We start from the raw sequence: 22883 nt of genomic DNA on the forward strand, positions 1-22883 counted from the left end.
CTCACGTTCCTGATCTCCGCTTGTCGACCATCTCGAACGATCACCCCTATCCGGATGGTTTTGCCGTACCCTCAGAGGGTGGCCACGCCTGCGCATGATGAACTGCATCACCTGGTCGACCAGCTACCGCCTGCCCAGGCGCGTCGCCTGCTGCGCTTGGTAGAGACCGACCCAGAGCTGGCCGGCTACGTCCCCGAAGCGTTGCAGCCCGGTCAGCAGGTCCAGCCGGACGATCAGGAGCAGCCGACGGCGGGCCGGGAAGTACGCCGTCGGATCTCCTTCGCCGGCATCTTCAATGACGGCCCGGCGGATCTGGCCGAACGCGCCGAGGATTACCTGCACGACCACTTCACCAGGTCGGCATGACGACTCTCCTCGACACCGGCCCACTCGTGGCTGCCGCGCACGGTGGTGACAAGCACCACCAGGAATGCGTACGCCTCCTGGAAGAGCTCCCCGGGCCGCTTCTACTCCCGATCACGGTCCTGATCGAGGCATGCTGGCTGATCAACAAATACGGGGGGACCAAAGCTCACGCGGCCTTTCTCGATCAGCTCCACGCCGCCGTCAACGCCGGGGACTTCACCCTCGTGGCCATCACCCCCGCCGACTTGAATCGCATGGCCGAACTGGTTCGCACCTACCCCGCCTTGCGGCTCGACCCGGCGGACGCCTCAGTAATCGCACTGGCCGAGCGCCTCAATGTGCGCCAGATCGCCACCCTAGACCGCCGCGACTTCACCGTCATCCGCCCGCGTCACTCCGCCCTGACACTGCTCCCCTAAGCGGTCGCGCCAGGAGCCAGCCTGCTGCAGTCCGGCTTCGGATGTCACACCGGATGCAACCTCCCCTCGGCGTACTGGAGATGGTGATCAACCAGGGGAGGCCTTGTGACCGTGCAGCAGTTTCGTTCGCGCCGTGATCTGGTACGGCTGCCGCCGAGGCCGTTGGAGGCGGTAGCCGTACCGGACGTCGCTGAGCGGGGGACGCGGCGGGTGGTGGCTCCGGCGCGGGGGTGGCGCAGGCCGTACGGGGGGCGGGCGGTGCACGTGGCGCCCGGGGTGGAGTATCAGGCGACGACCACGCAGGTGTGCGGGCTGTACCCGTTCGTCGCCGGCTCGGGCACCCCGTCGATCGGCACGCCGATCGGACGGCACCAGCTGTCGGGGGAGGTCGTCTGCCTGGACCCGCTCACCTGGCTGCGCGCCGGGCTGGTGACCAACCCCGGCGTGTTCGTGCTCGGCCAGCCCGGCACCGGCAAGTCCACCCTCGTCAAACGCCTGATCACCGGGGCCGTCGCGTTCGGCTCCACCGCGCTGATCCTCGGCGACACCAAACCCGACTACACACCACTCGTCACCCACCTCGGCGGGCAGGTCATCACAGTCGGGCGCGGGATGGACCGCCTCAACCCGCTGGACGCCGGGCCGCTGGGCGCCGCGCTGCGGCACATGGCCGGGCCGGATGCCCGGCGGCTGCGCTGGGAGGTACGCGGCCGCCGCCTGTCGCTGCTGCTCGCCCTGTGCACGCTGATCCGGGAGAAGCGGATCGGCAATGCCGAGGAGGTCGTGCTCGGCCGCTCCGTCGACCTGCTGGACGAACGGCTCACCCGCGAGCCGACGGTGCCCGACGTCCTGGCCGTCATCGAGGAAGGCCCCGAGGCGCTGCGCTCGGCCGCCCGCACCGACACCATCCAGGCCTACCGCGAGCGGACGCGCGAGCTGGTGTTCACCCTCGACCTGCTGTGCACCGGCTCTCTCGCCGGGGTGTTCGACGGACCGACCACCCACCCGCTGGACCTGACCGCCCCGGCGGTCGCGATCGACATCTCCCGGATCGGCGCGGCCGGCGACACGCTGCTCAGCGCGGCGATGCTGTCCACCTGGGCGTACTGCTTCGCCATGGTCGACGCCTGCGCCGCACTCGCCGAGCTCGGCCTGGCGCCGCGCCGGTCCTGGCTGGGCGTGATGGACGAACTGTGGCGCGCGCTGCGCGGCGCGCCCGGCCTGGTCGAGTACGCCGACACGCTGACCCGGCTGAACCGGGCCAAGGGCATGGCCTCCATCATGATCACGCATTCGCTGTCGGACCTGGACGCCCTGGCCGGGGAGGAGGACCGGGCCAAGGCCCGCGGCTTCGCCGACCGCTCCGCGATCACCGTGCTGGCCGGGCTGCCGCCACGCGAACTCGCCCGCGTCAGCCAGATCACCCCGCTGACCGGCCCGGAGCAGGAGCTGGTCGCCTCCTGGTCCGCCCCCGACTCCTGGCAGCCCGGCGCCAAACACCCCGGACGGGGCAAGTACCTGATCAAGACAGGAGAGCGGCTCGGCATCCCCGTCGAGCTCGCGCTCGTCGGCGTCGAGCACGAGCTGTACGACACAGACCCGAAGTTCGGTCCATTTTCTGGACGGCCAACCCAGAACTCAGAGGAGTGACGGTTGGTGAGGCGGCCCAGGAATTCCCCGAAGAAGATCAGGGCCTTTCGATCGGCGAACGCGGTCAGCCCGCCCACAAGACGTCGTACACCGTGATGGTGCGGCGGGGCCGGTCGAGGTAGAACGCGACGATCCCGCGATCGCCGAAGGTCGTGTGGCGGAAGTTCGGCTCCTCGGCGCGGACGGGCGTGCTGTCGAGCGGGTCGTCTCCGATCTCCAGCAGGCGATCCACCAGCGCGGTGAACGCTTCCGCCGGCAAACCGGGGATCTTGCTGGAAGCCGATACGTGATAGGTGATGTGGTAGTTCACTCGGCGCGGCCCGCTTGGCGAGCGGCCACCAGTTCCGCCCAGCCGGGGATGACATCCTCGGCGGGAACGCAGTTGATGCCCTGCGCCGCCTCGTGCTTGGCCTGCTCGTGTCCGGGATCGGCGTACATGAGGGCGCGCAGGTGCCACAGGTGGAGGACCTTCTGCAGCTGGCGGTAACGCCAGGGTTCCGCGGCGGCGCTCAGGGCCTCGCGGTACTCGGCGAGGAACTGGGACCGGTACTGCTCAGGCAGGCGGCTCACGATGTCGTCGGGGTCGTGCCCGGGGTCGTGATATTCGACCGGCTGAGCTGTCACCGTCGCCTCCTCCTGCTCGCGTCTTGGGCCAGTGTACGCCGGGAGCACCAAGTCGGCGGTGGTGCCGGTGCTCCCCGGAAACGCGAACTCCGGTGTCGTACGGCCGAAGGCGGCAGCTTGACAGCGGAGCGGCAGCAATCGGATACTGATCGTGTCGTGCTCTCTGGGGCACGGAAGTGACGCCGGGAACCCCCCGATGGAATCGGGAGCCCGGCGTTCGCGTTTTCACCGGTCACACCTCGCCTGCTTCCAGGAATGCGACGCGGTCCTCGAACAGCGGCCACCACAGGTGCTCCCCACCCAGCCACCCGGTCACGACTCCGGCGATGACATCAGCCGTCCACAGCGCGGCGTCCGAGCTGGCTCGCTCCCACCTGACCGACATCTCGGCGGCAACCTGGCCGTGCCTGCGAAGGACCGTCAGAATCGCCCGGTCGGCGGCATCCTGCTCCCTGCGCGACTCGAAGACCACCGTCCCGACCTCGCGCGCCGACAGCTCAGGCAGTAGCCGGAGCAGACAGTGCCGCCTTGCGCGTTCCGAGCGGCTCGCTGTGCCGTGCAGACTGACGGCGACCACGGAAGGGAAGTCGACGGATGCCACCGTCTGCGCGATGAGGGACCTGCGAGCCGACCGTTCCGTCCTCCAGTGAACGGTGGGTGCCTTGCCGTACCGGAGCGTGTCCATCAGCGATCTGACGCGGTCAAGCTTCTCGGCAGGGAGGAGAACCGCGGCGAGGACGTAGACGCAGTCATCGTCCGCACGCACCCGGCAGCTTTCATCGACGAAGGCGTAAAGCACGGCCTGGCCCTACGTCACGAACAGTACTGTCCGTGGCCATGTAAAAGTGGCTCTGACACAGTACCCGGCAAGACACTTTCCGCCACGTCCACGGTGAAGACACCGAGCCCGGAGAGGTTCATGGGTGCCTGGTGGTCGTCGGCTATCGGGGAGGCCGGGCCCGCCGACCTGCCTGCCATAGTCGCCAACCTGATCATGGGTCTGATTAAGCACCCGGCCCGCGCCGATGCGCCGCCCCTGCACATGACGGAGCTGCCGATCCCAGGAGACCCTGACCGGACATCCGAGCCGCATAAAAACGATGGTTACTTGAAGAGGGCGCACCCTTACCTTCCACAATCAACGGCTCCACAGCCGTCCCGGAAGCCACCGTCTCCACCCTCCTGACGACGCCCGGGTATAGGGCTGCACGATCTCGAGGTTGCCTCGCACGACGCGGGTTGTGGGATGGTCAGGGCCCAGCACCCGCTCGCTCTCGTTGAGGGTGCGTTCATACAGGGGGATGGCGCGGGTCAGGTCCCCCGCCGCCTCATAAGCGTTGGCGAGGTTGTTGCGGGAGGCCAGCGTTGACGGGTGGTCGGCGCCCAGCACCCGTTCCCGGTCGACGAGAGTGCGCTCCAGCAGGGGGATGGCGCGGGTCAGGTCCCCCGCCGCCTCATAAGCGTTGGCGAGGTTGTTGCGGTAGGCCAAGGTGTCAGGGTGATCGGGGCCCAGCACCCGTTCCCGGTCGACGAGAGTGCGCTCCAGCAGGGGGATGGTGCGGGTCAAGTCTCCCGCCGACTTATAGGCGTTGGCGAGGTTGTTGCGGGAGGCCAAGGTGTCAGGGTGATCGGGACCCAGCACCCGTTCCCGGTCGACGAGAGTGCGCTCCAGCAGGGGGATGGCGCGGATCAGGTCCCCCGCCGCCTCATAAGCGTAGGCGAGGTTGTTGCGGGAGGCCAGCGTTGACGGGTGATCGGCGCCCAGCACCCGTTCCCGGTCGACGAGAGTGCGCTCGTACAGCGGGACGGCGCGGGTCAAGTCTCCCGCCGACTTATAGGCGTTGGCGAGGTTGTTGCGGGAGGCCAAGGTGTCAGGGTGATCGGGACCCAGCACCCGTTCCCGGTCGACGAGGGTCCGCTCCAGCAGGGGGATGGCCCGGGCGAGATCGGCCAGCTCGTCCAGGTACCGGCCGCACGCGGCACGCAACTGCAGCAGGTCGGCCGTGAGGGCGTTGTCGTTGTGAACATGCCGGTAGAGCGTGTCAGTCTGTTCGACGAGCATCTCGACTGCGGTTCGGGCTTTCCAGAGTTGGTGCCCCTCCGGCACGGTGGTGTTGAAGGCGTGGAGCAGGGCGGTGGCCTGGCTTATCGCAGCGTCGAGGTCACCTTGGTGGGCGGCGCGTTCGCGGAGAACACGCCGCACCAGGCGATGCATCAAGACCGCTGTACCGTCCTCGTTAAAGGTGATCAGTGAGGTGTCGGCCAGGTCGGCGAGCATCTGGCGAATTTGCACCTGCGAGTTTTCGTGGTTGTTCAGGCCGTTCAGCATGGGCGCCGGAACGCCGGCGGGTGAAAGCACCGCCAAGATCGGCAGCACCTGGCGGGCGACGGGCAGCGCCGCCTCGGCCTGGGTGACTGACAGCAGGATCGCCTGCGCTGTGCCGGACGGATAGGCGTCGCCGGACTGGGCCGACAGGTAGTCGCCGATGGCGAAGCCGCCCAGCAGATCCAGGTAGCCGGTGTAGCCGAGCCGGAGGCGGACGATGACCGCGGCGGCCTGGGCCAGTGCCAGGGGCAGGTGCCCCAGCTCGGCGGCCAGGGCCTCGGCGCCATCGGGGTCGGTCAGGCCGGTCCAATCGTGCAGGAAGTCTGCCGCCTGCGCGGGGGTGAAGACCTCGACCTCAAGCGGCTGGTAGGCACGCAGGAAGGCCCGGTTGCGGGTGGTGATGACCACCCGGGTGGCGCCGGTAGCCGGGCACCAGGACCGCACTGTGCCCACGTCGGTGGCATTGTCGAATACCAGCAGTGTCGGCCGGGTGGTGGCCGCCAGCCAGGCCTTGGCGCGCTCGGCGGCCGCGGCCGCATCATCGTCCGAATGGCGCTCGCCGAGCCGGTCGGCCAGGCCAGCAAGGCCGGTCAGGATCTGGTCGGTGGTCTCGGCGGCGATCCAGGCGACCACCGGCCAGCCAGCGGCCTGGCAGGCCCAGGCGTAGGAGGCGGCCAGCATCGTCTTGCCCGCACCAGGGGTTCCCGCCATCGCGCAGATCGCCACCGCCCCGCCGCCAGCGTCCGCGTACTTTGCGGGGATCTGATCGCCCAGCAGGTCGGCGAGGCGCTGCAGCAGCTGCTCGCGCGGCTGGAACCCCGGCGGGCGTTGCGGGATGTCTCCCTCGACGATCTGACCTGGCGCTCGCTCTGGTGGGGGCGGGTAGTGGTGATGGTGTTCGACGCCGACGGCTTTTTCAATGAGGTTATGGTGAGACTCGATGTGGTCGCCACCATAGGCGCGCTGCTCACCGCCGGACGCGTTCCGCTGTACGGGTGATGCGGCCGGTGGCGTCTGCGGGACGTTCGGCACGGCAGGCGCTGTTGTAGACGACTGAAAGGCCGTCTGCCTCGCGTCGACGCGCAACTGCAGCAGCAGGGCCACCACCGCCACGACCAGACCTGCTGCGCCGATGAACATGCTCACCACGCTGGCCCGCTGATCCAGCACCTGCAGCAGCTGCGGCGGCAGATGCAACGGATCGGCGAAGAACCCGACCAGCCCCACCGCCAGCAGACCCGTCAGCACCACGATCGCCGCGATCGTCACCCCCCGTCCCACCTCTGACCGGGGCACCGGTGCTGAACCATGCCTCGCCTTCGCCATGCCTCCAGACTGCTGCCCGGCCCGAGAAGTGTCGCCGGGAGTGACGAACGTGTTACCTCTCCTAGTTCTTGAATGAATCGGTGTTCCCGGGACCACCCTCGAAGTCTTCCCCACCGCCCCGTTCTCCCAGGAACAACCGGCCCGGAACCATCGGCGCTGTCCCCGTCCCCCCTGCCCGCGACCACCGCCGCAGGTGCCATTCTCAGCCGGCGGGCCGCAGCCGGGGCACAGCTTTATGTGAGCAAGGGTGCCACAGGCCCGCGGTCACAGGCTGAGCAACGCCTCGGCGTGACGCTCGCCGGCATGGATCTCTCGCGAACCGCGGGGCGTGGCCGGTGAGCCGGGCGTTGGGGCCGGCTGCGCCGTTCATTCCCGGGCCCGCCTTCGGCGGCTGGTTCCTGCTCGGCGTGCTGTGGAGCCTGGCCGGCCTGACCGCGACGGTGTGGATGGCGGCCAAGCTCACCGCCCTCGCCACCGGCGGCACGGTCGCCCCGCTGGGGACGGCGTTCGTCGCCGACGTACTGCACGGCCGTACGGCTGCCGCCTGGCCGGGCACGCCCACCTGGGCGGTCGCCGTCCTGACGGTTGTCCTGGCCGTGGCGGTCGCGGCGGTGACGCTGACGACATGCCGGGCGGTGCTGCGGCGGCTTCCCTCCCCGGCCGACCCGGTCGCGGCGCTGGCCCGCAACCCCCGCCTGGCCGCCTTCCACGCCCTGCCGACCGCGCGTACGGCGATCCGGCTGCGCCCATCGCTGTCCGGGCGGGAGCCGTACCGGATCGAGCCCGGCGAGATCGGCCTGGAGCTCGGCGAACAGCTGCTGCCCCGCGGCCGCAGCGGCCCGGTCCTGTACTCGAGCTGGGAGGACACCGAGGTCGACCTCATGGCCCCCCGCTCGGGCAAGACGACCGCGCGCAGCATCCCGCACGTGCTGTCGGCCCCCGGGGCAGTGGTGGCCACCAGCAACAAGGAAGACCTGTGGGCCGCCACCGCCGAGCTACGGGCCCGGCGCGGCACGGTGTGGCTGTTCGACCCGCAGTCCATCACCTACCAGCCGCAGCGCTGGTGGTGGAACCCGCTGCGCGACCTGGTCACGGTCGAGGACGCCCACCGCCTGGCCGGGCACTTCGTCCTCACCGTCGAAGACCCCGCCAAGCGGGACCTGTGGGGGCCGGCCGCCCAGGACCTGCTGTGCGCGCTGTTTCTGGCCGCGGCGACCTCCGGCCGCACCCTGGCCCACGTCGCGGGCTGGCTGGACGAGCCCGCCGTGCCCACCCCGTGCGAACTGCTCGCCGAGGCGGGCTTCCACCTGCTGGCCTCCAGCCTGCGCGGCGCCCAGAACGGCGCGGTGGAGACCCGGGACGGGATCTACCAGACCGCCCGCACCGCGACCAAGGCGCTGCGCGACGAGGCGATCATGGCCTGGGTCACCCCCGGTGAGTTGCCCGGTTTCGATCCGTACGGCTTCGCCCGCACCGGCACCGACACCCTCTATCTGCTGTCGCAGAACCGCTCGGCGGCCGCCCCGCTGATCGCCGCCCTGGCCGACGTCGTCATGCGCGCCGCCAAACGCGAGGCCGAACGCATGGGAGGCCGGCTCGACCCGCCGATGACCGTCTGTCTGGACGAGGCGGCCAACATCTGCCGGATCGCCGACCTGCCCGAGCTGTATTCGTACATGGGTTCGCGCGGCATCTGCCTGGTCACGATCCTGCAATCGTACGAGCAGGGCATCACTGTGTGGGGCGAGCACGGCATGGCCGCCCTGTGGGGCGCGGCCACCAAGAAACTGATCGGCGCCGGGGTCGACTCCCCGCGCCTGGCCCGCGACCTGGCCACCCTGGTCGGGCAGCACGACGTCCCGGTCAGAAGCCTGTCGTACGGCGACCGCCACGCGAATGAGCAGATCAGCCTGCGCCGCCAGGACATCCTCGAGCCCGCCGCGATCCGCGCGCTCGAACCCGGCACCGCGCTGCTGCTGGCCACCGGGGTGCGGCCCGCCCTGATCCGGCTGCGGCCCTGGTACACCGGCCCGCACGCCCAGCCGGTCGCCGCCGCGCTCGACCACGCCACCGCCTCCATCACCGAACACGCTGCACGGCTGCCGCCGGCGACGGTCACCGCCCGGCACCCGTACGACTCCGGCCGCAGACACGTGCTCCCAGCGCGCGAGCCGTACGTCGGCCCGACCGGCGACGAACTCGACGGCCACGGCGGCCGGGAGCCGTACGGCCCGGTGGGGGAGGGCCGCCCGTGAGCACCGAGGCCACTGAACCCGTCGAGCAGGCGCCGCAGCCGGTGTTCGCCTCGCTGGAGGACTGGGTGACCGAGCGATTCCTGCCGATGTACCGGCGGACGCTGGGCGGGGAGTTCCGCTGGTGCGCCGAGTGGTGGCGCCACGCCGAGGCCATCTCCCGGCTGACCACGCTGTGGCACCTGTGGGAGACGCTGCGGCTCAAGCCCGGCAGCGGAATGGCCGAATGGTACGTCCACCTCGACCATCACCTGCCGATCCTGCTCGGCGCGCGCGGCCCCTTCTACCAGTGCAGTCAGACCGAGCACCTGGAGCCGCATCCCGCCCACGCCGTTCCGGCGCCGCCGTGGTGGTGGACCGGCCTGGCCTCCGCCGAGACGGCCGGCACATGAACAGGTCCGGACATCCACAGAACGACGTTCGACCACGCCCTGCGGCGGTGCCCGAGATGACCATCAAGGCCCGTCTCGAGGAAGGAAGAACCTTGATCTCCACCAGTGATGCGTACACCGCCCTCGACGAGCGGCGCGAGGCCGGCCAGCAGGCCGTGACCGCCGCGGCGATCGACGCCTTCACCTCGATCGCCATCGGCATGGACGCGGGTGAGCTCAACGGACCACCGGAGCGGTACCCCACCTTCGCGCTGCTTCGGCAGGAGGCCCTTGAGGGCATGGCCGAGCTCGGCGCCCAGGTCGGTCCCGAGTTCCGCGATGCCTCTGCCCTCGCCGAGGTGCCCGACCTGGACGAGGTCAGCAGACTCGGCGGATTGCTGTGCGAGGTGCTCGTAGCCAGCGCGGAGAACTGCTCCGACCCCCGTCAGGTGCTCGGTCTGATCAATGCCGCCGCTCATGCGGGGCGGATCCGGGACCTGCTCGCCTGATGGACACCACATTCGGAGACCTCATCGACGGTGCCCGGGTGCACCTGGACGGTGCCATCAAGCACGCTCGCGATCACGTGGACGGTGATATCGCGGCGGCGTCGAAGGACGCGGGCCGGTCGCTGACCGCGATGCTGGCACGCTGCGCCGAGGACTTCGCCCACGCCGGCGAGGTCGCCGCACCCATCCGTCAAGCGTCGCTGCTGCTCACCCGGATGGAGGAGCCCGGACCGGCGGCGGCCGCAACGCACCCGATTCCCCTCCACCTGCGGGCGGCCGCGAGGACGTGGGGTGCCGCCGGCGACATGCTGGCCACCCACTTCACCCGGCACAGGGACGCCCCCCGCTCGGACTGGGCCGCCGTCATCGGCAACCGGCAGGTGCGCGAGCATCTGCTGACCGAGGTCGCCGGCCACGCGCTGGCACTGGCCGAGATCCTGGACGGTACGGCTCTCGCCCGCGAACCCGACGTGCGACACGCCTGTGTCCTGCTGCGCTCGCCTGCCGTACAGCAGGCGTCCCTGCCAGGCGACGCCGCTGCCCTGCGCGCGATCCCGCTCAACCAGCCGCCGCAGTCGCCCCCGCCCATCCCGACGGTGGCGCAGACTCCCCGGGAGCTGTCCGCGCACATCGTCGACGGCACCGACACTCTGCGCGCGCTGTGCCACCGCACCCAGGCGACCAGTCCACGCGACTGGCAGCGTACGGCTCTGGCCGCCTCGGTCATCACCGATCTCGCGGCGAAGGCTCTCACCCAGCTGATCCGCCGTGCTTATGCGCTGAATCCCGACCGTGAGCACCGACTGAGGAAGGCGCTGCAGCGCGCGGCCAACGGTGTCCAGCAGGCGAACGCGGAGTGGAAGTGCGTGCTTCACGCCTGGAACGGCCGGTTCGCGCCGGGCCCGATTGTCGCTCCTGCGCGCCAGCAGCACCTGGAGCAGGTGGCCGTACGGCTCGGCCGGCTGCTGCACGACAACCCGATCTGGACGCCCGCCGAGGAGAACGCCGCACCGCTCAAGCGCCCTGCGGCGATCGCGCCGACCACCGCCGACATGGTCCCGATCGTCCGAGCCGTACTCCACTCGATCGAAGGGCTACGGGTCGTGGCCGAACGCGACCGCCGGGACGTGACACAAGCTCTGCGCATCGACGTCGAGCAGCCTGGGAGGTCCCAGCTGCTGGCCGCCTACCGGGATCTCGGCAGCCCGAAGGGCAGGGCGTTGTGGTCGCTCGGCGAGGCGATCCTGCTGGCCGCCCCCGCCGAGTCGCGCGACGAGCTGCGGCAGGACATCCACCTGCTGGAGCTACGACGAGACGGCAGGACGCTCGACGGCCAGGCCGTACGGAAACAGAACCGAACCCTGCGGCGGCCGGAGACGCTCACCGCCCACGCGGCCATGTCCGACTCCCGCCTCGACCTGTCCGCGGCATCGTCGGCGGCCTCCGTCGCGGTCCGCTCATCGCCGCCCCCTTCGCCACCGGTACGGCACCACGGCGGCCCCTCCCCCTGAGCCCGCCGTTGCGCCCGCCCCCCTCGTAACCGAACACCCCCCGATCACCAAACCAATCGGAAGGAACGATTCAGATGATTACTGGTCTTCGACTGGCGGCTCCTGCTCTGCTGGTTGCCGGATGCCTGCTGGCCACCGCCTCACCGGCTCAGGCCGCAGGCACCGGCTGGAGCGACGAATGGGACGGCGCCGGACGGGTCACGGTGAGCGCGGATCGCACGCACATCGAGGTATGTGATCTTCACGGCGACAACGTAGGGTTCAGAGTCGAGTACGCGACGAACAACCCCTTCACCAAGGCCATCGAAAGCCTGAAGGCGCCTTGGGGCAAGTGTGCGAGCGACCGGCTCTGGGTCTCTCAGGTCAGAGTGTTCAAGCTCTGCCGCGGGACGGACTGCAAGCCCTCCGTGTGGATCAGCCGCTCTCCTTGGCTATAGCCGGGGTGAGCGCCCGCCGGTCGGGAATCCCTCGGGATGCATGCGGAACATCAGCCGCTGAGTTGAACCGAGGGCCGCCGGCGCCCCCTCCCTTCAGGTACTTCTCACGAGCACACGCGCCCCCACCCCACCATCCTCACTCAGCGCGGCGGCACCCGTGGAAGCCCGGTCGGCTGCCTGGGCGGCAAGATCAGGGGAGCCCAGTGGGGCCACTGCGGGTTGACACAGCCAGCCGGGCACCGACTCGATGGCGGTCACCATGGCCATCCGCAGCACCTGATACAGCGTGAGCAGCGCCCACATCTCCTGCTCCAGGCCGACCGGGTCGCCTGAGCGCAGGACCCGCCCGCCCAGCAGGGTGTGCCGGAGCGCGAAGTATGCCGATTCGATCTCCCACCGCTCGTGATACAGCCGGATCAGGGCTGGGGCGGGATCGCGGCGGGGATCGAGCAGTGTGGTCGCCAGCCGGTAGCGGCCGGCGATCCGCCTGCCGTCGGCGCAGACCACGGTGATGTCGGCGTCGATGATCCGCACGCTCAGATCGCCGAACTTGCTCAAAAACGAGCCGTCGCACAGCGGGACCAGCACCGGTGGGCGGCGAGTGGACTTCAACCGGACCAAAAAGTGCGTGCCACGTCCGGCCACGGCCGACAGGAAGTCGTTGCCGTCGAAGCCGCGGTCGGCCAGCAGCAGCATGTCCGGTGTGAGCAGGTGCGCCAGCCGGGAGGCGTAGGTGGTCTCGCCGCTGGTGGCCGGGCCGAAGACCGCGCCGATCAGGCCGCGGGTGCCGGTCTCCACCAGCGTCATCAGCATCAGGGTCGGGTATCCGGCCCAGGCCAGCCGATACTTGATCTTCCCGAGCCAGCCGCGGTTGCGTTCGGCGTCCGGGGCCTTGATCGAGCCGCAGCCGTCGAAGGCGACGGTGCGCCAGCGCCGATACCGCGTCCCGGGCGTGCCCGGCTGGGCCAACGGCCCGGCCACGACTTCGAACAACGCGCGCAGCGGGGCCGCGCCCACGCGTCGCCGCAGATCCCGCAGTGCCTTTTCCGACGGTCGGGGCAGGCCCAGGCCGCGTAGTCCGGCGGTCAGCTTGTCCCATACCCGCAGGTAGCCCAGCCCGGGGAACAGGCCCAAGGCCAGCAGGAAGTAGACCCCGACCCGTGAGGGCAGGTCCCGCAGCCGCCGCTGGATCTTGCCGGTCTCCTCCAGCACCGCATCGACCAGTTCGAACGGTAAGTGTTGCGTCAGCTCGCCCAGATGGCCGGGCGCGAAGACGCCGCCGGCGACCGTGATGGTACGGGTGAGCGTGGTAGTGGTGGCAGAATCAGCAGACAACGGGACCTCGGGACTCGGGTGGATCTTCGTCGATCACCTATCTGCCAGAGGTCCCGTTCCGTTTCTCCCCGCCCCTGCCGTTCTCACGAACCGCTTGCCACCCGCCCAAGATTCTTAACTACGCGGTCTTGCTCCTTGTCCTCTCGACCCAGGCGTGGGCTGCTTGATCCGGCCGGCGAGGCGCGCGGGCCGACGTGGAAGCAGTCGTCTAAGTGCCGGATGTCGTTGTGCGCTTCCAACGCCCACCGCCGGCCCAGCTCGGGCCGCGTCCACGACACGGGCACCTGCTGCCACCTGCTGAGGGCGGTCGGGTGGCAGACGAAGGCGAGTGGCAGCACCTGCCCGTCGGGTACCCCGAGGAACAGGTGGTGTGCCGCGGCGATGGTCTCCCCGTGGGCGACGATCAGCACCCGTCGCCCCTCATGCCGGGTCACGATCTGCCGCAACGCGGCGCGGGCCCGGGCGAGGAACGCGGCCCAGGTTTCCGCGCCGGGGGCGACGGCACGGGTGGGGTGCAGGGCAGGCGCGTCGCCGAAGTCGGCGACGACTTTCGCCCATGGCAGCCCGTCAGCGGTGCCGTAGTCCGGTTCCCGCAGGTCAGGTTCGACCACGGGGGCGAGTCCGAGGGCGGCGGCGACCAGGTCGGCGGTTTCCCGGGCGCGTGGCAGCGGCGTGGTGTAAACGACGTCGATCGGGCGGCTGGCGTGCTCGGCGGCGAGCCGCTCCGCCAGCATGCCCGTCTGGGTGCACCCCCGTGGGGTGAGACCGCGGCAGGAACGGGGACCGCCGACGTACTGCTCGCGGTTGCACCACGCTTCCCCGTGGCGAGCGACGAGGATTTCCGTCGCGTCCATCTTCAGGCCACCACCTTCCGGCGGGTCAGCACCCGCTCGTACAAGTCGAGACAGGCGGCCGTGTGCGTGTCCCGGCGGAACAGGCCGGCTCGGGCGGCAGCCGCATCTGCCAGCCGCTGCCGGTGGCCGGCGTCGCCGAGGAAACGGTCCAACGCGGCCGCCAACGCGGCAGGGTCACCCGGTGGCACGATGACACCGGCGTCGGCGACCAGCTCGGCCATGTTCGCCACATCGGCCGCGACGACCGGCACCCCGTGGGCGAGGTAGTCGGCGATCGCCCCTGACCCCTGGAATGTCGCAGCCGGGCGGTAGGGGAAAACGGCGACGCTGGTCCGGGCGACCAGGCTGGCGCGGGCCGGGGCGTCGAGATAGGCGGGGGTGACGGTCAGCTCCGCCACGCCGTGCCGGGACACCCCGACCGGCAGCACCGCGCCCACCTGGGCAGGGTCGTCCCAGAACGGGCCCGCCAAGTGGAACCGCACCGGGTGCCGCAGCCGGGCCAGGGCGTCGACCAGGCGGGCGGCGTCTTTCCACGGGGCGGGGTAGCCGTACAGGCTGGCCAGGCGGGGCAGGTCACCGCGTGGCCGCGGGCTGGCCGGGGTGCAGGGCGGGATCGTCGTCGGCAGGAAACACGTCGCGGCCGGGACATATGGCGGGCGGGACAGGGTGCGGGCGGCGTGCCCGCCGAAGAACACGTACCCGTCCATGGACGCCGCCGCCTGGGCGACAGCCGCCCGTAACCGTGGGTCGGGGCAGTGCCGGTCGAACAATGTCCACGCCAGGCTGTGCACGTGATACACCACGGGCGGCCGCCGCGCCCCGGACCAGAGGACGGGCAGTAGCTGTTCGACTTCCAGGTTCCCGAAGTGCAGCGACACCACATCGAACGCGCCCAGGTCCACCTGGGAGAGCAGAGCGCGGGCGGCGGCGACGATCTCACTGGTGGGGCGGAACCCGCCGCGTTCGGGATCGTAGGGCGGGCCGTCGGAGCCGACGCGTTCCACGTGGGCGCCAGCGGCGGCCAGGCCCGCCTGCAGCACATCAAGGTACGGGGGGATGCTGCCCCCCGGGTGATTGGGGCCGACCAGCAGAATCCGCATCCCGGGTCACCGTCCCGCCGGCTGGGCCGCGCCCACCAGAGTCTCGTACATAGCCAGCGTGGCGGCGGCGTTGCGGTCCCAGTCGAACTCTCCGGGCAGCGCCCCACGCAAGAACGGGCGCCGGCCAAGCGCGGACACGATGTCGCCGGCAGTCCGCCACAGCACCCCAGTCACCTGGTCGGTGACGAGCTCGCGGGCCGTGCCCAGACCGGCGGGCAGCAGAGCGGGGGTGCCACAGGCGAGCGCTTCAGCGATCGCCAACCCGAACCCTTCCCACCGGCTCGTCGACAGCAGGTAGTCCGCCGACCGGTACAGGCCCGCCAGATCCTGCCCGGTCAGGTCCTGCACGACCTGCACGTTCGGGTGCGCCTCCAACGTGACCGGGTGCTGCACCAACCCATGGCCGAGGACGACGGTGACGACCGCCCACCCTTCCAGAGCAGGCAGCATCTCCTGCAGCACGTCGGCGCCTTTCATCGTGGTCAGCTTCCCGACCCACACCAGGCGGGGCAGCCCGGCACGGCTGCCGTGAAGCCGCCCCCACAGGGCGTCCGTGTCGCCGGTGACGGGCGCGCTACCGATGGTGCGACCGTGCCGGTCGAGCCGCAAAAACCGCCCCGACGACAGGGGCGCGTTACGGAGGCCGGGCCGGAAACGGACACGGTCGACACCGTTGAGCAGCACCGGCAGCTGGTGACCGTAGGCGTGAGCGATGTCGTCAGCCGCCCACCGCGACACCGCGACCCCGGCCTCGGCCAGGCCGAGAAGTTCCCGCTCTGTGTCGACCAGCACCGGCTCGCAGCCCATCGTGTGCGCGGACAGGTCGGCCCGGACCAGGACCGGCACCCGCCGGTCGGCGGGACGGGCGGCGTAGCCGAGCAGTTCCGCCTCCCACGTGGAACATTCGGCGACATCAACCTGCCGGGTGTCCAGCGCGGCGGCGACCGCGGCCCGGTGGGCGGCCATGTCGCCGGTGCGGGGCAGCGTGATGACCTCGAAGCCGGGGCGGGGCGGCAGCGGATGCTCCGTGACCTGCGTGATCAGGGTGACGTAGTGTCCGGCGTCGGCGAACCGGCCGGCGAGTTCCCGGTACACGGTGCAAATGCCGCCCCTGGTGACCGCGTGTAGGTCCCGGTGGGCGATCGCGATACGCATCATGGTCTCCCGGTGGGGTGAAGTATGTCGGTGCGGAAGGCCGCCCAGTCGCAGGTGAGGGCTGCCAGCCGCTGGTCGCGCCACGGGCCGGGGTCGGCTTCGCGATGGATCCGCAGCTCCCGGGTCAGCACCATCGCCTGGTTGATCGTGAACGCGGCGCGGGTGGGCGGGTCGGCGGCGGCCAACCGGCTCATGATCACGTGCCGTGCCGGTGGGGTCGCGCCGAGCAGCACCCACAGCAGGGCCAGGTCCAGCCCGGGCAGGTAGGTGCCGGCGAACTCCCAGTCCAGCAGCGCCACCCGGTCGGGGCTGGCGGGCTCGGCGAGGAGGCGGATGTTGCCGGGCAGCACGTCGCCGTGGGCGAAACACCGCCGCAGGCCGGTCATGTCGAGCAGCACGGCCAGGGCGTGATGGTCGTCGTCGTCGAGCAGCCCGTACCCGCGGTACCGGTCCAAACGCTCCTTGTAGTCCCACCAGCGGGGGAGGGGCGCGGGTGGCTGCCAGTCGGCGAGCGTGGCGACCGCGTCCACCACCGCGGTGATGACCCCGGCGGGCAGCGGCCCGGCAGGGTAGCGGTCAACGGCCAACGGCCGGCCCGCCAGCCGTTCGACGATTAACACGCCCGCCTGCTCGTCGGCGTCGACCAGGCGGGCGACGGCGACCGGCGGCGTCTGCCGGGCGAACGCCCGGCAGACGGCGATTTCGTTGACGAACTTGTCCCGCCAGAACGGGTCACCGCCGAGCAGCACCTTCACCACGGCCGGCCGGCCGGCTGTGCTGCCGCCGATCACGATGGTTTTGCCGGTGTGCTGCAGCAGGTCGGCCCGTTCGAAGTCCGGGCGCAGCCGCCTGGCCGCGGCCACCGCGTAGCCCACGTCGTCAGTCACGAATCCTCCCTGGTCACGGCGTCGGCGAGGCGGTCGCGCAGGCCTGCCTCTCCTACTGTCCCCGTGACCAGCCCGTACAGCAGGCGGATGACCCGTTCGTAGTAGAACGGGGAAACGTGACGCCCGGCGGCCAGTTCCTCGTCGGCGATGGCGTACGCGGCGAGCAGGTAACGCCGCCCGAGGTCGGCCGCACCACCGGCTGGGACGGGCCAGCGGGTCATCAGCTGGTGGTGTGTCGACCGGAACACGGTCAGGGCAGCACCTACCCCGGCGCCGGTGCCGTTCGTCATGCTGGCCGTGTCGGCCACCCGGTGGTACACCACCGTTTCCTTCGGCACGTGCACGAACTGCGCGGCGTGGTGGTGGTGCAGCCGCAGCCACATGTCCCAGTCCTCCTCCACCGGCAGCGTCTCGTCGAACCGGGCATCGGCCGGCAGGTTGCGGGCGACCACCGGCGTCACCGGGATGTAGTTCGCCACGTGCAACGCCTCCGCATGGAACGGAAAGTCGAACACGTGGTCGGCGTGGACGGGGCCTCGGCTGGGTGTGACCCGGCGGGGGCTGACCGAGCAGGACGTGTAGGCCACATCCACGCCGGCCGCTCGCAGCACGGCGACCGCAGTGGCCAGGTGGCCGGGCAGGAACACATCGTCGTCGTCGAGGAACGCCACGTACTCGCCGGCGGCGGCGTCCAGGGCGGCGTTACGCGCCGCGGGCAGACCCTGGTTCGCCTCCAAAGTGATCAGCCGGGTTTCCAGCGACGGCGTGGCCTGTTCGATGACGGGTTTCACGTCCTGGCCGCCGTCGTTCACTACCACGGCCTCGACTTCGACGCCGGTTTGGGCGGCGACACTGGCCAGCGCCTCCGCCAGCAGGTGCGGCCGGTTGAACGTCGGAACGATCACGCTCACGGTGGGGGTCACTCGGCACCGCCCCCGTCCAGGGCGTGCAGCAGCGGGGCCACCTGCCCGGTGTGCGCCCACCGCATCATCCGGGCGTCAGCGCACAGGACGCTGATCAGGTCCTGCCCGTCGGCGGTGAACCGCTCCACCGCCCGCCGCGGGTACGGCAGATGCCGCGGGTTGTGCACCGGGTCGAACACCCAGTCGATGCGCAGGTGCGCGAGCAGGTCGGATGCGGACCCGCCCGGCTGCGGCTCGGCCGCAATGCCGTCGGGGGCATACTCGGGCAGCACCACGACAACCCTGGCCGTGCCGGAGACGCCGCAGTGGACGGCCACCGGGTTCGGCTGCCCGAACGACGCGAACGTGTAGTCCAGGCGGGTGTCCAGGCGACGCAGCTCGGCGGTGGGCCACCGCCGGTAGGAGTCGACGTCGACGCCGTTGGTGTTCCACGGCACCGGCAGGACGTCCTCCATCGCCAGATAGGTGCCGATCTTCACGGGGATCGGGGTGGGCAGCGACGTCACGACCAGACCGCCCAGGCCCGGATCCCGGTACACGATCAGGTGATCGTTGGAGATGTAGTCGAAGCCGTGCCGGACGACGGCGTCCAACGCCAGGGTCGTCTTTCCTGCGCCTTTGTCACCGGCGAACACGATCAGCAGGCCGTCGCGGTGCACGGCGGAGGCGTGCAGCATCGCATACCCGCGGTCCTCGCAGAACGCGACCATGACTTCCCGGATCGCTTTGCGGACGCTGATCTGCAGGTTCTCCGGGTCGGCCGCGCGCACCAGCAGGCGGCGCTGCCGCTGGTCGGCCAGGTAGCCGACACCGTAGGAGTCGACCGTCATGCCCGGGTGGGGCTGTTCGAGACGGCCGTCGACCAGCCACCAGGGGCGGCCGGCGTCGGTGCGGGCGTAGAAGTCACCCAGGTACGCCAGCACGGGCGCGTGGTCGGTCGCGACGGCCACCCGCACCTCGCCCAGGGCGTACACGGCGTTGCGGGTCCCCGTCGCCGTGTCAACGGCATCTGTAGTCACACACTGCACCTGCGGCACCTCCAGCACGTCGAAGGGTTCGTTCCGGTCACAAGGCGGAGGAACAGGCTCGCGGCGTTGACCAGCCCGGTTTACGCTCCGACTGTCCGTCCTGTATAAATCGTCGTCCGCCCACCCCCGGGCTGCCCAGGAGTCGGGTGTTGCCGCAACATGCAGCAACACCCCGAGGAGGCTGGTAGCGCTGAACGATGACCGCACCGACACGACCGCGCACATGCTCGGCGTGGTACTGCGACACTTGCGCACCCAGGCGGGACTCTCGCAACGCGCCCTCGGCCGGGCCGCCCTCTACGACCACACCCGTATCTGTCGCGCGGAACAGGGGGAGATCCTCATCCCGGTCGAGCAGGTCCAAGCGCTCGACACCGCGCTACGCGCCAGCGGCCTACTGGTCGCGCTGCGGGCCGCAGCCGACGCCGCTCCGGTCTCCGTGCTGTCGGCGGGCCAAGCTGGCATCCATGACGGCGAACCGGTCATGCTGGACATGCAGACCGCGGACGGAAGGACAGTGCGCGTGACGATCTCGCGGCGGGATTTCGCCCACCTGCTCGCCACGGGGGCGCTCGGCTCGGTGTTGCCCGCGCTCGGCAACACCGAGGAAGCGCAGCGCGTCGCCCGCGCCATCGATGAACCGGCCCGCGTCGACGCCCAGGTGATCGACTATTTCCGCCGGGTGCTCGCGGAGCATTACGCGGCCGACAAGATGCTCGGACCGAGATCGTTGCTGCGGCCGGTGCTGGCGCAGATCGACGTGCTCGACGAGCTGCGGCGCGGCGCACGCGCCGCCCAGGTCGAGCCCCTGCTGCAGGTCCTCGCCCAGTACGCCGAAATGGCCGGCTGGCTGCACCAGGACCTCGGCGAGGTGCATGCCGCGATGACCTGGTCGCGCCGCGCCGCGGAGTGGGCGCAGGTCGCCGGCGATGACCAGATGGCCTCCTACATGCTGGTGCGGCAGGCCAACATCGCCTGCGCCCTGACCGACGATCACCCCGCCGTCGTCCAGTACGCGGCTGCGGCCCGGCGCAAAGCGTCCGGGTTGGAGCCGAAGCTGGTCGCACTGGCCGCCCAGCAGCAGGCACGCGGGCTCGCGCTGCTGGGGGAGTACGCCAAGTGTTTCACCCTGCTTGACCAGGCCGGCCAGACGCTGCGCGACCACCCCGAGGTGACCGAGCCACACGTGCCGGTGTACCTGCACCACTACGATCTCGACACGCTCGAAGAGCAGTCGGCCGCCTGCTACCGGGCGGCAGGCCGGGCCGACGCCGCGGTGGCGATCCTGGAACGCAAGATCGCCAATCTGGCGGGGAACCTCACGCGCGACCACGGCCACCTCACCGCGAAACTCGCCGTAGCGGTTGCCCAGTCTCCCCAGACCGACCCCGACCGCGCGGCGCACCTCGGGCACCAGGCCCTCAACGTTGCCCGCCAGACCGGTTCAGCCCGCATCCGCCGCGAGCTGCGCACCCTCGACATGGAGCTCCTGGAGCGCTGGCCCGGGCACGCCGAAGCGCGGGTGTTCCACGACGCGCTCGCCGCCGCCTAGCCCAGGGGCGACACGAAGGCAAGTCCCCGCGTACGGCTGCGGCGACGCGAGCGCGGTCACCGCCTTAGTTCGTGTGGCGGCTCGGTTTCGTGATCCCCGTCAAGGTCGGCATCGTCGCGCGCCGGGCAGCCGTGCGCCGCCCTTCATCCGGTGCGGGCCGGGGATCACGGTTCACCCGCCGTGAGCTGGTGCGAGCTGGCGGCAGCCCGGAGTTCTTTCGGGTCTGGGATGTGCGTGCCCGGGCTCACACCCAGCAGCTAACTGACTTCCGAAATCCTGTGCACTGCCAAAGCTGAAGGGCGGCTCCGAGAGCCGTCCTTGTTGCTGCGCGATTCAGACGCACTCGACGTGGATGGCGATCGCGCCGAGTGCTCTTCGTGAGCTAGGTAGCTGGCGTTAAGTGATCTTCCTGTGATCTCGGACTGGCCGTCGGAGGCGCTCAGTTCCTCTGCAGGGCCCGGCCCAGACGGTTCCGGGTCCTTGGCGGGAAGCCCACGGCGAGCGGCGTGAGGCGCTACGCGGCGGCCGGTGAACAGGAGGTCAGGCGGAGTATCGGCTCCGACCTGGGGCGATACCCGTTCACCCAGCGGCCACTGCCCAGTTTCCGCCGCCGGTGGACACCAGTCCGAGCACGCCGAGCCGGGCCAGGTTGACCGCGGCGGCCAGGAGCGAGAAATCCGCGGCGATCTTGTCGAGGCCGCGCATCCGGGCGCGCCTGCCACCATGCCGGCGGCGCATCAGATGCGCGATCTTGCGTTCGACCTTGGGACGGGTCGCCCGGTAGTCCGCCTGCCAGGCCGGATCGGCGCTGTTGGCGCGAGCCCGGGCCAAGTGCTCCTCATGGCGGCTGATGGTGACCTTCCGGCCGCCCTTGGCCGTGGTGCACCACACGGCCAGCGGGCAGGACGCACACACCCCGCCGAAGGTGGCCGTCCCTGCTCCGCCGATGGTCCGCCGGATCGGCGCGACCACACCGTTCGGGCAGGTCACCGTCTGCTCGTCCAGATCGATGCCGAAGGCGTCCTTGGTGAAGCGGCCGCCGGTGTTGACCGGCGGCTGCGTCTTGACCTTGACCTCGACATCGGCTTCTTCCAGCTGCTCCAGCAGGTCCCCTGCGCCGTAGGCGGCATCGCCGTACACCACAGCCTTCCCGCCGGCTTTCCCATCGTCCGCCTCGCCGGGTTCTGGGCCGCCGCCGCCGTCGCTGAGATCGGCATCGGGATCGAGAGAGGAACCGGCGACGTCGTCGCTGCCATCACCGGCGGGATCGGCCAGCAGATCGGCCAGCAGGTCAGGGGCGGCCTGCGCGTCACCGCGGTTGCCGGCGGTCACCGTCGTCGCGGTGATGATCTCACTGTCGGGGTCGGCGGCCACATGGCCCTTGTACCCGTCGAACCCACGGGCGGAGGTCTTGTGCCCATGCCGGGCCTGCGGATCCACGGTGGAGATCACCCGGTCCCGGGCCACCTTGCGCGCGATCCGGAACACCCCGTCGGCACCCTGCTCCAGGTCCTGGCCGGCAACGGTGGCCAGCAGCACCGCCACCTGGGCCGCCTCAAGGGGCAACTCGCGTCCGTCCAGATGCGCCAGCAACGCGCGGGCGTCCCTGGCCCGCGAGTCGATCAGCGCCTCCCGCTCGGCTGGGTCGCTCCAGTCGGTGACCGGCTTGGCCAGGTCGGTGTAGGCGTCCCCGCTGGAGATCACCGCCCGCAACTCCACCCGCAGCGGCCGATCCGCCACCCGCAGCAGGCCGCGGATCGCCGAGCGGATCAATGTGATGGTGTCCTGCGTGGCCACCGCGTCGTAGATCGGCGCTGAGTCCAGCACCCGCTTGCGACCGATCAGCCCTGCCTGACCGGCCACCTGGATGGTCCGCTCGAAGATCCGGTCCGGGCGATCGGAGGCGGCCAGCCGGGCCCGGAAGTCCACCAGCACCGTGTGCACGAACCCCGGATGGTCGAAGTCCAGCCCGCCGGCGGCGTACTTCCACCGCACGTCGAAGGCGAACCGGTCGGCCGCCTCCCGGTCCGACAGCCCTTCCAGCCGTTGCAGCACCGTGACCACCGCCACGATCATCGGCGGGATCGAGTTACGGCCATCGGCGGCGAACAGATCGGTGAACATCTCGTCGGGAAACAGGGTGCGGCACTCGCGGTGCAGCACCGCGTAGATCGAGTTCGGCGCCAGCCGCCCCTCGCAGAAACTCGCCGTGGAAGAGAGCGACCCCGGCTGCATCGGAGTCCGGCCCAGTGCCATCG

The 22883-nt window shown here is 70.5% G+C and carries 20 protein-coding genes and 1 pseudogene; 9 read left to right on the forward strand and 12 right to left on the reverse strand.

Features of this window, described 5'->3' with window-relative positions:
* The first annotated feature begins 78 nt into the window (after window positions 1-78).
* From ACFHYQ_RS08880 to ACFHYQ_RS08890, 3 genes are all read left to right on the forward strand, one after another.
* Window positions 79-366, forward strand: a complete 288-nt coding sequence (locus tag ACFHYQ_RS08880) for a hypothetical protein (RefSeq protein WP_394300621.1) — start codon at window positions 79-81, stop codon at window positions 364-366.
* Window positions 363-785, forward strand: a complete 423-nt coding sequence (locus ACFHYQ_RS08885) for a type II toxin-antitoxin system VapC family toxin (RefSeq protein ID WP_394300622.1) — start codon at window positions 363-365, stop codon at window positions 783-785. Before ACFHYQ_RS08880 ends, ACFHYQ_RS08885 begins: the two co-directional genes overlap by 4 nt.
* A 111-nt stretch (window positions 786-896) precedes the next feature.
* Window positions 897-2435 (forward strand): putative type IV secretion/conjugal transfer ATPase, encoded by a 1539-nt coding sequence (locus ACFHYQ_RS08890; protein ID WP_394300623.1) that lies wholly within the window; start codon window positions 897-899, stop codon window positions 2433-2435.
* A gap of 64 nt (window positions 2436-2499) precedes the next feature.
* Here ACFHYQ_RS08890 and ACFHYQ_RS08895 read toward each other — a convergent pair whose 3' ends face one another.
* The 4 genes from ACFHYQ_RS08895 to ACFHYQ_RS08910 form a co-directional block, all read right to left on the reverse strand.
* On the reverse strand, window positions 2500-2694 hold the full coding sequence (locus ACFHYQ_RS08895; RefSeq protein WP_394300624.1) for a hypothetical protein: 195 nt from the start codon (window positions 2692-2694) through the stop codon (window positions 2500-2502).
* Between the two features lie 47 nt (window positions 2695-2741).
* Window positions 2742-3059 (reverse strand): DUF6247 family protein, encoded by a 318-nt coding sequence (locus ACFHYQ_RS08900; protein WP_394300625.1) that lies wholly within the window; start codon window positions 3057-3059, stop codon window positions 2742-2744.
* Window positions 3060-3291: 232 nt separating this feature from the next.
* Window positions 3292-3825, reverse strand: coding sequence for a hypothetical protein (locus ACFHYQ_RS08905; protein ID WP_394300626.1), 534 nt, complete (start codon window positions 3823-3825; stop codon window positions 3292-3294).
* A gap of 372 nt (window positions 3826-4197) precedes the next feature.
* A complete protein-coding gene (locus ACFHYQ_RS08910) occupies window positions 4198-6654 on the reverse strand; it encodes a tetratricopeptide repeat protein (protein ID WP_394300627.1) in 2457 nt (818 codons plus the stop codon).
* A gap of 392 nt (window positions 6655-7046) precedes the next feature.
* Here ACFHYQ_RS08910 and ACFHYQ_RS08915 point away from each other — a divergent pair, with 392 nt between their 5' ends.
* The 5 genes from ACFHYQ_RS08915 (at window position 7047) to ACFHYQ_RS08935 (ending at window position 11791) form a co-directional block, all read left to right on the forward strand.
* Window positions 7047-8966, forward strand: a complete 1920-nt coding sequence (locus tag ACFHYQ_RS08915) for a type IV secretory system conjugative DNA transfer family protein (RefSeq protein ID WP_394300628.1) — start codon at window positions 7047-7049, stop codon at window positions 8964-8966.
* Window positions 8963-9355: a DUF4913 domain-containing protein gene (locus tag ACFHYQ_RS08920; RefSeq protein ID WP_394300629.1), complete on the forward strand. Its 393-nt coding sequence runs from the start codon at window positions 8963-8965 to the stop codon at window positions 9353-9355. The genes ACFHYQ_RS08915 and ACFHYQ_RS08920 overlap by 4 nt, the downstream gene beginning before the upstream one ends.
* Window positions 9356-9447: 92 nt before the next feature.
* Window positions 9448-9843 (forward strand): hypothetical protein, encoded by a 396-nt coding sequence (locus ACFHYQ_RS08925; RefSeq protein ID WP_394300630.1) that lies wholly within the window; start codon window positions 9448-9450, stop codon window positions 9841-9843.
* Window positions 9843-11354, forward strand: coding sequence for a hypothetical protein (locus ACFHYQ_RS08930; protein WP_394300631.1), 1512 nt, complete (start codon window positions 9843-9845; stop codon window positions 11352-11354). Before ACFHYQ_RS08925 ends, ACFHYQ_RS08930 begins: the two co-directional genes overlap by 1 nt.
* Before the next feature lie 74 nt (window positions 11355-11428).
* Window positions 11429-11791: a hypothetical protein gene (locus ACFHYQ_RS08935; protein ID WP_394300632.1), complete on the forward strand. Its 363-nt coding sequence runs from the start codon at window positions 11429-11431 to the stop codon at window positions 11789-11791.
* A 231-nt stretch (window positions 11792-12022) separates the two neighbouring features.
* Here ACFHYQ_RS08935 and ACFHYQ_RS08940 read toward each other — a convergent pair.
* From ACFHYQ_RS08940 to ACFHYQ_RS08970, 7 genes and pseudogenes are all read right to left on the reverse strand, one after another.
* Window positions 12023-13126 (reverse strand): annotated as a pseudogene (locus ACFHYQ_RS08940) (IS4 family transposase); the annotation flags it as partial.
* 83 nt (window positions 13127-13209) lie between these two features.
* The gene (locus tag ACFHYQ_RS08945; protein ID WP_394300633.1) at window positions 13210-13980 is read right to left on the reverse strand and encodes a histidine phosphatase family protein; all 771 of its coding nucleotides are present in this window, start codon (window positions 13978-13980) and stop codon (window positions 13210-13212) included.
* Between the two features lie 2 nt (window positions 13981-13982).
* Entirely contained in the window at window positions 13983-15080 is a 1098-nt protein-coding gene (locus tag ACFHYQ_RS08950) for a glycosyltransferase (RefSeq protein WP_394300634.1), read from the reverse strand.
* A 6-nt stretch (window positions 15081-15086) separates the two neighbouring features.
* Entirely contained in the window at window positions 15087-16238 is a 1152-nt protein-coding gene (locus ACFHYQ_RS08955) for a glycosyltransferase family 4 protein (RefSeq protein ID WP_394300635.1), read from the reverse strand.
* Window positions 16235-17122: a phosphotransferase family protein gene (locus tag ACFHYQ_RS08960; protein ID WP_394300636.1), complete on the reverse strand. Its 888-nt coding sequence runs from the start codon at window positions 17120-17122 to the stop codon at window positions 16235-16237. The genes ACFHYQ_RS08955 and ACFHYQ_RS08960 overlap by 4 nt, the downstream gene beginning before the upstream one ends.
* Window positions 17119-18045 carry a glycosyltransferase family 2 protein gene (locus ACFHYQ_RS08965; protein WP_394300637.1) on the reverse strand — a complete coding sequence of 309 codons (927 nt, stop codon included), beginning with the start codon at window positions 18043-18045 and terminating at the stop codon, window positions 17119-17121. The genes ACFHYQ_RS08960 and ACFHYQ_RS08965 overlap by 4 nt, the downstream gene beginning before the upstream one ends.
* Window positions 18042-19064, reverse strand: a complete 1023-nt coding sequence (locus ACFHYQ_RS08970) for a phosphoenolpyruvate carboxykinase (ATP) (RefSeq protein ID WP_394300638.1) — start codon at window positions 19062-19064, stop codon at window positions 18042-18044. The genes ACFHYQ_RS08965 and ACFHYQ_RS08970 overlap by 4 nt, the downstream gene beginning before the upstream one ends.
* Window positions 19065-19296: 232 nt before the next feature.
* Here ACFHYQ_RS08970 and ACFHYQ_RS08975 point away from each other — a divergent pair, with 232 nt between their 5' ends.
* Window positions 19297-20625, forward strand: coding sequence for a helix-turn-helix domain-containing protein (locus ACFHYQ_RS08975; protein ID WP_394300639.1), 1329 nt, complete (start codon window positions 19297-19299; stop codon window positions 20623-20625).
* Window positions 20626-21204: 579 nt separating this feature from the next.
* Here the strand turns inward: ACFHYQ_RS08975 and ACFHYQ_RS08980 are convergent.
* Window positions 21205-22881 carry a transposase gene (locus ACFHYQ_RS08980; protein ID WP_394300640.1) on the reverse strand — a complete coding sequence of 559 codons (1677 nt, stop codon included), beginning with the start codon at window positions 22879-22881 and terminating at the stop codon, window positions 21205-21207.
* Between the last annotated feature and the right edge of the window lie 2 nt (window positions 22882-22883).

It is taken from the genome of Sphaerimonospora cavernae (genome assembly GCF_042435035.1).
Classification (GTDB): Bacteria; Actinomycetota; Actinomycetes; order Streptosporangiales; family Streptosporangiaceae; genus Sphaerimonospora; species Sphaerimonospora cavernae.

Excerpts from the sequence above, each read along its gene's own strand:
- ACFHYQ_RS08950 (WP_394300634.1), bottom strand. The coding sequence starts at position 15,080 with ATGCGGATTCTGCTGGTCGGCCCCAATCACCCGGGGGGCAGCATCCCC.
- ACFHYQ_RS08935 (WP_394300632.1), top strand. The coding sequence starts at position 11,429 with ATGATTACTGGTCTTCGACTGGCGGCTCCTGCTCTGCTGGTTGCCGGA.
- ACFHYQ_RS08975 (WP_394300639.1), top strand. The coding sequence starts at position 19,297 with ATGCTCGGCGTGGTACTGCGACACTTGCGCACCCAGGCGGGACTCTCG.
- ACFHYQ_RS08980 (WP_394300640.1), bottom strand. The coding sequence starts at position 22,881 with ATGGCACTGGGCCGGACTCCGATGCAGCCGGGGTCGCTCTCTTCCACG.
- ACFHYQ_RS08955 (WP_394300635.1), bottom strand. The coding sequence starts at position 16,238 with ATGATGCGTATCGCGATCGCCCACCGGGACCTACACGCGGTCACCAGG.
- ACFHYQ_RS08885 (WP_394300622.1), top strand. The coding sequence starts at position 363 with ATGACGACTCTCCTCGACACCGGCCCACTCGTGGCTGCCGCGCACGGT.
- ACFHYQ_RS08930 (WP_394300631.1), top strand. The coding sequence starts at position 9,843 with ATGGACACCACATTCGGAGACCTCATCGACGGTGCCCGGGTGCACCTG.
- ACFHYQ_RS08945 (WP_394300633.1), bottom strand. The coding sequence starts at position 13,980 with ATGGACGCGACGGAAATCCTCGTCGCTCGCCACGGGGAAGCGTGGTGC.